This is a genomic window from Odoribacter sp. (assembly GCF_985060555.1).
Genome location: NZ_CFKYFN010000011.1, coordinates 21,588 through 30,100, shown reverse-complemented (window position 1 = coordinate 30,100; position 8,513 = coordinate 21,588). Strand labels below are relative to the sequence as shown.

The window sequence follows — 8,513 nt, the reverse complement described above, 5'->3', positions numbered from 1 at the left end:
TTTTCGTACGATCCATTAGTTTGCAAAATTAACGGTTTTAATCATCACTCGCAATACCTACAAATAATGATTTGCAAGCATAAACACCATGTATATTTGCTACGGATACCAGGACAGACCGTTTTGGTGCAAGGTGTAGCAATGAATAATATACTAAAAATCAATGATTTACATTTTTAGTAACAAGAATAGGTGCAAATTCTTTTTTGCACTTATTCTGTTACTTACACTTTTCTTGTTTTTCCGTTTACACAGAAAACTAAAAATCTCCTATTTTTTTCTTTTTCGGTCAAAATCCCTATATTTGTATCAGTTCTAAAAGTGAAGCAAAGCAATGCGCTGAAATTAGCACCGCTACCAAATCGCTACCAATTACCAGGCTTATCGTTCTTTACGCTTTATCAATCAGCCGATTAAAAGAAAATCTTAGTTTTTTATGAAAAAACGGCGTTTTATTTATATTTGCAGGGAGAAACAGATCAGGTCGATGGAAAACAGGAAAAGGCTTTGGATATTCAATCCGGATTGTGAGATGGCGATTGCCAATGGAAGTAAATACTATATGCCTCCGGCTAATGTGGTGACCATGGCTGAAGATTTGGCGGTTTTACCTGTATTTCTGGGAGAATCGGAAGATTGGGTCTTAGTCAGGAATTTACCGGATCCGGTATTTATGGCATCGGTTTATGAGCCTTTGCATTTGAAGGCCGGTTTTATTCAGGAGGCAGAAGCCGGGATTTTGGGAGAGGTGAAAGGGGAACCGTGGGGATGGAGTCCGAAAATGTGCCATTGGCTGGCCGAACGGGGGATGGGTGAGGAGTGGAAGACGGAACGAAAAGAGTGGTATAGCCGCAGGAAAGCCCGGGAAGGGTTGATTCGTTTGTTCGGTTTGATTCCTGATCTGGAAAAGGAAGTGATTCCGGAGACAGGTTATTCTATCGAAGAGATCGAACAGAAAATGAAAACCGGAAAATACCTGGTGAAAGCACCCTGGTCTTCTTCGGGGAAAGGTATTCTGGTACTCGGAAAACCTATTGCTGTGAAAGAGAAAGAACGATTACACGGGATATTGAAACGGCAGGGGTATGTTATGTTGGAAAAAAAATTGAATAAGGTACTGGATTTTGCCATGGAGTTTTGTGCAGGAAGGCAAGGGGTGGAATTTATCGGATGGTCGGTATTTTCTACCGGCCTGAACGGTGAATATCGCGGGAATTATCTGGGAGCTCAAGCGTATATTGAGCAATTACTGGGAAGTAAATTAGGAGAAGAAAAGTTGCAGTCGCTGAAACAGGAATTGCCGGATATGATTGCCGGGATTTTGCCCGATTACCGGGGATATTTAGGGATAGATATGATGATTTATTCCGACTCTGCGGGAAAGTATAGAGTGCAACCTTGCCTGGAAATCAATCTGCGTTATAATATGGGAATAGTCGCCCTTATGTTGAGCCGGCGATATTTGGACGAACATGCGGAAGGAGAGTTCACGGTTCGTTATTATGCCAAAGCGGGGGAGGCCTGGCAGGAGCACAGGCATTTGCAACAGCTCTATCCGGCCGTATATAAAAATAACCGGATAAAATCCGGTTATTTAAATCTGACTCCAGTCAATGAAGCCACCCATTTTGTGGCATCCCTGATCTGTTATTGAATCTTGGTATCTTTCAGAATTACGTCGTGTGCTCCTCCTTCGACAATAGAAGTAGAGGATACCAAGGTGATTTTTGCTCTTTCCTGTAATTGAGGAATCGTAACGGAACCACAGCTACACATGGTCGATTTGATTTTGCCCAGGGTGATTTCCAGATTGTCTTTCATTTTTCCGGCATATGGAACATAACTGTCGACCCCTTCTTCGAATTTCAGGGCAGCTTTACTGTTTCCTCCCATATCGTAGCGTTGCCAGTTTTGAGCACGGTTGGATCCTTCTCCCCAATATTCTTTCACATAGCTATTACCGATAGCCAGTTTTTTACTCGGACTCTCGTCGAAGCGGGCAAAGTAGCGTCCCATCATCAGGAAGTCGGCGCCCATGGCCAATGCTAAGGTCATGTGATAGTCATGTACAAGTCCTCCGTCGGAACAGATCGGAATATAAATACCGGTTTGTTCGAAATATTCCTGACGAGCCTGGCATACTTCGATCAGAGCAGTCGCCTGTCCCCGGCCGATCCCTTTTTGCTCACGAGTGATACAGATAGAACCACCGCCGATCCCTACTTTTACAAAATCGGCTCCGGCTTTCACCAGATATAAGAATCCTTCTTTATCCACCACATTACCACCGCCTACCTTGACTTCTTCGTTATACGTTTCTTTAATCCAGCGGATCGTTTCGTATTGCCATTCCGAAAAACCGTCGGAAGAATCTACTACCAGCACATCTACTCCGGCATCTACCAAGGCAGGTACCCGTTCTTTAAAGTCGCGGCTGTTAATTCCGGCTCCGACCATCAGTTTTTTATGGCTGTCGAGCAATTCATTGGGATTTTCTATATGATTGTCGTAGTCTTTGCGGAAGACAAAATATTGAAGTCTTTGATTGTCGTCTATAATCGGAAGGCAATTCAACTTATGATCCCAGATGATCGTATTGGCTTCACTTAAAGTCAGCCCCAACTTTCCTACAATCAGATTTTCGAAAGGAGTCATGAAATCAACTACCGGTTTATCTAACGGATCTGTTTTCAACCGATAATCCCGGCTTGTAATCATACCTAATAATTTTCCATTAGGGGTTCCGTCATCCGTAATGGCGACACTGGCGTGTCCGGTTTGTTCCTTTAAGCGAACAACATCCTGTAGGGTACAATCGGGACGTAAATTAGAATCACTCACTACAAATCCGGCTTTGAATTTCTTTACCCGCCTTACCATCTCGGCCTGACTTTCGATAGGTTGAGAACCGAAAATAAACGACAAACCTCCGTTACGGGCTAAGGCAATAGCCAGACCGTCGTCGGAGACTGCCTGCATCACTGCAGATACAAACGGAATGTTCAATTGTATTTTCGAGGTTTCCCCTTGACGGAATTTGACAACCGGCGTTTTCAAGGAAACATTGTCAGGAGTACACTCTTTGGTGGTGAGTGACGGAATTAACAGATATTCTCCAAATGTACGTGATACTTCTTTAATGTAATGAGCCATATGCTGTGGATTTTTAAAAATTGAGCGAAATTACTCAATTCCCGCTTAAATCCCAAGCCCGATCTGTTATTTTTTACTTAATTTTAGAGGTAGTCCTGGAATTTTTCGGACTTAGAATGAATCTTTCGATTTCAATATTTGATCGATGACCGGTGTGATATCCTGATTTTTGTGAATACGTAACGGTTTAACTCCGGCATCTTCAGCACATTTTACATCCTTTGAGCTATCCCCGATAAACCAGGATCGCTTCTTATCGATATGGAATTCTTCGATGGCCAGGTTGACCATATAAGGAGAAGGTTTCCGGCAAACACAGGTTTTTATGCTTTCATGGTGGGGACAATAATAGATCTTAGTCAGGGTCACTCCATGCTTTTCCAATTCGGCACACATCTTTTCGTGTACTTTGAACATATCTTCCCGGGTATATATCCCTTTAGCGATTCCTCCCTGATTGGTGATGACGATCAAAAGATAACCGGCTTTCTGAAGACGTTTCAAGCCTTCGATGACTCCCGGATTGAATACAAAGTCCTCCGGTTTGTATATATAATAATGTCCTTCGTCCGAATTGATCGTGCCGTCCCGGTCCAAAAATACGGCTTTATTCAAAGGTTGGGTCGATATTGAAGTAGTTGTTCTTTTCATATGGTTTAATACGTTCTTGGGATGATTATAGTTACTTGTCCGGGAATATTAATGCATGATTTTGAATATCAGCTCTTTCAGTAATTCTCCGTCCGAAATATTCGCATTACCTACCCCTTTGGATTTCATGTCGTATTCCCGCAGCAAGGAGATCGTGGTTGCACATTTCATGGCATTATAGATTTTACCTCCGTCGATATAGTCTTTCATAAAAAAAGGATGTACACCTAATAACCTGGCCATTTCCTGAGTATTGGGCGTCGTTTTTTTCTGATAGTGATAGGTCAGCAGGTTCAGGAAATACCTGAAAAGGGTGGTGATGGTCAATACCAGGGGATTGTTTTTCGGGTTGGCTTCAAAGTAGTTCACAATCTGATTGGCTTTTAGGAAATCCTTACGAATTATGGCACTCAGGAGCTCGAAACTATTGAAGTCTTTACTGATTCCTGTATGTTCCTCGACCAGAGATTCCTGTATTTCACCTCCCTGAGGTAAAAGCAGTACCAGCTTATCGATTTCATTCGCTACCCGGCTCAGATCGGTTCCCAAGCTTTCGGCCAGGATACCGGCTGCTTTAGTCGTGATTCCATATGATTTTTCTTTACAATAACCGATGATCCATTCCGGAATCTTGTTGTCATAAAGTTTGGCCGATTCGAAATAAATACAATGGGGAGTATTCCCGAGTTTTTTAAATACTCCCTTACGTTTGTCCGGTTTCTTATTTTTATACGCCAGGACCAGAATGGTCGAATTTTGGTAATGATCGATATAAGGTAATAGATTGTCGAAGTCCCGGATATTCTGAGCTTCCCGGACAATGACCACCTGTCGTTCGGACATCATTGGAAAACGGCGGGCGGTATCGGTGATCGTACTCATCGATACATCGTTCCCATATAAAACAGTTTGGTTAAATGCCTTTTCATCCTCGGTCAGCACGGTATTTTCGAGTAATGCAGTCAACCGGTCGATAAAAAAAGGTTCCTCACCGCATAGAAAATAGATGGGTTTATATTTCCGGGCCTTGATATCTTTCCTGATCTCTTCGAATGTCATCGTTTTACAATTTGTTAATGCGCCGATAATTGGGCTGAACAATCTATGCAAAGTTAGAAAAACTTTTTACCTTTTGGATTCTGACAGGATTTTTTGTACAATTTCCTCGATTTCGGCATCTTCGCCTTGCGGATCATAGGCTGCTTTCAGGTTATTTCCGAAGATTAAAGCGATCGATTGCCAGAAGTAGGCATTTACCGTCCCCCGGTATTCCCGGATGTGCGCGAAAGAAGTGTGGCTGGTTTCCCGGTAGATTAATCGGATCAAAATCCGTCCCTGGGTAATGCTGAGTTTCATCAGGGGGGCCTTGAACGTTTTCATCAGTTGGTTGTATTCTTCCTTGATGATCTTTTTGCGGTCGGCTTCCCGGGTGACGGCCGACAGTTTCTGTTCGATCTCATTGACTTTACCGGCAGCTATCCGGGCATAGGGATATACTTTCCGGACATTATATTCCAACCGGGTTTGCCGCCGGTGCTGACGCTGAAACCAGCCGGCATTTTTATTTTTCTGCCGGACACTGACTTCTTCCAGCCAAACATGAGGGAGGGTATCACCTTTCCAGAAGATGGAACGGACGACTTCTTTTTGTTGGGCCGACAGACAATTTATGCAAAATATAAAAAGTATGACCGTGAATATTCTCGGCATCACAAAATAATTTGTTATTTTTGGCTCGTAAAAATACGAATTATTGTGGACGAACAATTTCAGGATTTATTTAAAATAAGAAGGAATCGTAAAAAAGTGGAGATTGGCAATATTTTGATTGCCGAACCATTTCTGCAAGGGAAATATTTTTCCCGGTCCGTTATTTTTATGGTAGAACATGACGAAAAGGGAAGTATCGGTTTTGTTTTGAATAAGCCGATGGCTTACACCACTTCGGATCTGGTTACGGAATTAGCCGGATTGGAATATCCTGTCTATATCGGTGGCCCTGTCGAACAAAATCAACTGTATTATCTTCATAATCATGCAGAAGTTGAAGATGCTTTGCAAATTGTGCCGGGTATCTATTGGGGGGGCGATTTCTCGAAACTGACTCGTTTGTTGCAGGAGGGGAAAATACAACCGGGAGAAGTTCGCTTTTTTGCCGGATATAGTGGCTGGGATGCCGGTCAACTGGATCGGGAGTTGGATGAGAATTCGTGGATGGTAGGGGATATTACTCCTGCGCGTTTTTTCGAAATTCCTAACGATAATTTATGGGAAGCTTCGATGAGCGGATTGGGAGGACGTTACCGGATTTGGGCTAATTTTCCCAAAGATCCGATTATGAATTAATTCGTGAAAAACGAATCAGATAAAATAGCAGGCCGTTCTATCGCTGTCCCTTCGGGGAAAGAGGAAAGTCCGGGCAACACAGGGCATCGTGCTTCTTAACGGGAAGATGTTCGTGAGGGCATAGTAACGTAACAGAAAAAAACCGTTTCACGAAGATTCGTTTTCGCTTGAAATAAGGGTGAAAAGGTGGGGTAAGAGCCCACCGGTACTGCAGGTAACTGTGGTAGCCGTACGTCTCACGAGTTGCAAGGCCATGTATACCGGCGCATTCGATTAGCCCGATCGATGCCGGGGGGTAGGCTGCTAGAGCTGCAAAGTGATTTGCAGAGTAGATAAATGATAGAAACCGTAAGGTACAGAACCCGGCTTACAGGCCTGCTATTTTTTTATTTTACACTAAACAGGAAAGCTGTTGCCGAACTGTTTAAAATATAGTTTGATTAAACCAGATTGAAATGAAATCGATACGTGAGATTTACAATATCGGATACGGACCGTCTTCCAGTCATACGATGGGACCGAGCCGTGCTGCCGGATTATTTTTGGAAAAGAACCCCGGAGCAGAAAAGTTCAGGGTCACACTTTACGGAAGTTTGGCGCTGACGGGGAAAGGCCATGGTACAGACAGTGCTATTCTGAAGGTTATAGACCGTCCCGATGCTGTAGAGATCGTTTGGAAACCGGATATCAGTCTGCCCCGCCATCCCAATGGGATGTTGTTCGAGGCTTTTGTACAAGGGAATACGGTTGATAGTTGGGAGGTATATAGTGTGGGTGGAGGCGCATTGTGGGACGAGTTGGGTACTTTCGACGACGGAAATCTCTACCCGGAGACAAGTATGGCCGAGGTGATGAAATGGTGTCTGGACGAAGGATGTACTTTTGTAGATTATGTAGAAAAATACGAGGGAAGTGAGATATTCACTTATCTGGAAGAGGTGTGGAAACAGATGCAGGAGACGGTAGAGAAAGGCCTGGTGACGGAGGGGGTACTGCCCGGAGCCTTGAAATTGGCCCGGAAAGCAAGTTCCTATAATATTAAAGCTCTGCAATCGTCCGGGTCTTCCCGGCCGATGGGTATGCTTTTCGCGGCAGCTTTAGCTGTCTCGGAAGAAAATGCCGGTGGTGGCCGGGTGGTGACTGCTCCTACTTGTGGGGCTTCCGGAGTTTTGCCGGCTTTGATGTATTTCATGAAATACGATCAGGAGATGCCGGATTACCGGATTATCCGGGGATTGGCAACTGCCGGGTTGATCGGTAATATTGTGAAAAGTAACGGTTCGATTTCAGGAGCCGAAGTGGGATGCCAGGGCGAGTTGGGGACTGCCTGTGCAATGGCTGCCGGAGCAGCTACCCAGATTTGGGGAGGTACTCCCCGGCAGATCGAATATGCTGCCGAAATGGGATTCGAGCATAATTTGGGACTGACTTGCGATCCTGTGATGGGATACGTACAGATCCCCTGTATCGAACGGAATGCTTTTGTAGCTCAAAAGGCTCGGGAAGCTGCTTTGTACGCCCTGTTTTCCGACGGTCGGCACATGGTTTCTTTCGACGATGTGGTGAAGACGATGATGGAAACCGGGAGGGATATGCAGGCCAAATACCGGGAAACCAGTTTGGGCGGATTAGCTCATGTATGCTTGAGGGAGCTAAGCCATATGCCCCGGAAAAATAAGAAGTAAAACGCAACTAAAACGATTAACCGACGTTAATCCAATAGATTTTAAAACAGATAAAGATGGATAGGATAAGACTGAAAGTTTTAGGTCTGTCGTATAGTATGTCGCAGGCCGGTGCATACGCTCTGATTTTAGCCGATGAGCAGGATATGCATCGGATTCCGATCGTTATCGGGATGCCTGAAGCACAGTCGATAGCTATTCAGCTTGAAAAGATGCAGACTCAGCGGCCGTTGACTCACGACCTGATCAAGAAGTTGGCGGATGCGTTGCAAGTCACTTTAAAAGAAGCTTTTATCTATCGTCTGGATTCCGGAATTTTTTATTCGGAATTGCTATTTGAGAAAGATACTCAACAAATCAAAATAGATTCCCGGACATCGGATGCCATTGCTTTGGCTTTGCGTTATGATTGTCCTATTTATTCTACGCCTGAAATTGTGGAAAAGGCCGGTATTGCGGTCGGTCAGGAAACAGGACAGACCGAATCCCCCGAAAAAGAAGAGGTCGTGCAACAACCCTATTCCGTTCAGGAATTGACCCGGATGCTGGACGAGGCTGTCCGGAATGAAGAGTATGAAAAGGCATCGAAGATCAGGGATCTGCTAAAAGAGATGGGGAAATAAAATATCAGGATGACTTATCTGGGGTCACCTTTTTTGTAAATTTGTGATTCGGAAA

The 8,513-nt window shown here is 44.2% G+C and carries 8 protein-coding genes and 1 other RNA gene; 5 read left to right on the top strand and 4 right to left on the bottom strand.

All coding sequences use genetic code 11. The features are described from left to right. Positions 1–436 precede the first annotated feature (436 nt). On the top strand, positions 437–1,654 hold the full coding sequence (locus AC5RDS_RS01505; RefSeq protein ID WP_013610974.1) for a hypothetical protein: 1,218 nt from the start codon (positions 437–439) through the stop codon (positions 1,652–1,654). Here AC5RDS_RS01505 and AC5RDS_RS01500 read toward each other — a convergent pair. From AC5RDS_RS01500 to AC5RDS_RS01485, 4 genes are all read right to left on the bottom strand, one after another. Continuing rightward, on the bottom strand, positions 1,648–3,153 hold the full coding sequence (locus AC5RDS_RS01500) for an IMP dehydrogenase (RefSeq protein ID WP_013610975.1): 1,506 nt from the start codon (positions 3,151–3,153) through the stop codon (positions 1,648–1,650). The genes AC5RDS_RS01505 and AC5RDS_RS01500 overlap by 7 nt on opposite strands. 111 nt (positions 3,154–3,264) lie before the next feature. Next, positions 3,265–3,804, bottom strand: a complete 540-nt coding sequence (locus AC5RDS_RS01495; protein ID WP_013610976.1) for a D-glycero-alpha-D-manno-heptose-1,7-bisphosphate 7-phosphatase — start codon at positions 3,802–3,804, stop codon at positions 3,265–3,267. 48 nt (positions 3,805–3,852) lie between these two features. Continuing rightward, a complete protein-coding gene (holA, locus tag AC5RDS_RS01490) occupies positions 3,853–4,863 on the bottom strand; it encodes a DNA polymerase III subunit delta (RefSeq protein ID WP_013610977.1) in 1,011 nt (336 codons plus the stop codon). Between the two features lie 66 nt (positions 4,864–4,929). Beyond that, a complete protein-coding gene (locus tag AC5RDS_RS01485; protein WP_013610978.1) occupies positions 4,930–5,514 on the bottom strand; it encodes a DUF4294 domain-containing protein in 585 nt (194 codons plus the stop codon). 45 nt (positions 5,515–5,559) lie between these two features. On the opposite strand from AC5RDS_RS01485, the gene AC5RDS_RS01480 reads away from it, so the two are divergent. The 4 genes from AC5RDS_RS01480 to AC5RDS_RS01465 all read left to right on the top strand — a co-directional run bounded on the left by AC5RDS_RS01480 (position 5,560) and on the right by AC5RDS_RS01465 (position 8,458). Beyond that, complete coding sequence (locus AC5RDS_RS01480; protein ID WP_013610979.1) at positions 5,560–6,150, top strand: YqgE/AlgH family protein; 591 nt, start codon at positions 5,560–5,562, stop codon at positions 6,148–6,150. 24 nt (positions 6,151–6,174) lie between these two features. Then, positions 6,175–6,536: RNase P RNA component class A (rnpB, locus tag AC5RDS_RS01475), an RNA gene on the top strand. Between the two features lie 69 nt (positions 6,537–6,605). Then, entirely contained in the window at positions 6,606–7,835 is a 1,230-nt protein-coding gene (locus AC5RDS_RS01470) for an L-serine ammonia-lyase (protein WP_013610980.1), read from the top strand. Between the two features lie 56 nt (positions 7,836–7,891). Further along, positions 7,892–8,458 carry a bifunctional nuclease family protein gene (locus AC5RDS_RS01465; RefSeq protein ID WP_013610981.1) on the top strand — a complete coding sequence of 189 codons (567 nt, stop codon included), beginning with the start codon at positions 7,892–7,894 and terminating at the stop codon, positions 8,456–8,458. Positions 8,459–8,513: the final 55 nt, after the last annotated feature.

What these genes read in the sequence shown, in the direction of transcription:
- AC5RDS_RS01500 (WP_013610975.1), bottom strand. Translation starts at nt 3,153, where the DNA reads ATGGCTCATTACATTAAAGAAGTATCACGTACATTTGGAGAATATCTG.
- AC5RDS_RS01470 (WP_013610980.1), top strand. Translation starts at nt 6,606, where the DNA reads ATGAAATCGATACGTGAGATTTACAATATCGGATACGGACCGTCTTCC.
- holA (WP_013610977.1), bottom strand. Translation starts at nt 4,863, where the DNA reads ATGACATTCGAAGAGATCAGGAAAGATATCAAGGCCCGGAAATATAAA.
- AC5RDS_RS01485 (WP_013610978.1), bottom strand. Translation starts at nt 5,514, where the DNA reads ATGCCGAGAATATTCACGGTCATACTTTTTATATTTTGCATAAATTGT.
- AC5RDS_RS01465 (WP_013610981.1), top strand. Translation starts at nt 7,892, where the DNA reads ATGGATAGGATAAGACTGAAAGTTTTAGGTCTGTCGTATAGTATGTCG.
- AC5RDS_RS01505 (WP_013610974.1), top strand. Translation starts at nt 437, where the DNA reads ATGAAAAAACGGCGTTTTATTTATATTTGCAGGGAGAAACAGATCAGG.
- AC5RDS_RS01495 (WP_013610976.1), bottom strand. Translation starts at nt 3,804, where the DNA reads ATGAAAAGAACAACTACTTCAATATCGACCCAACCTTTGAATAAAGCC.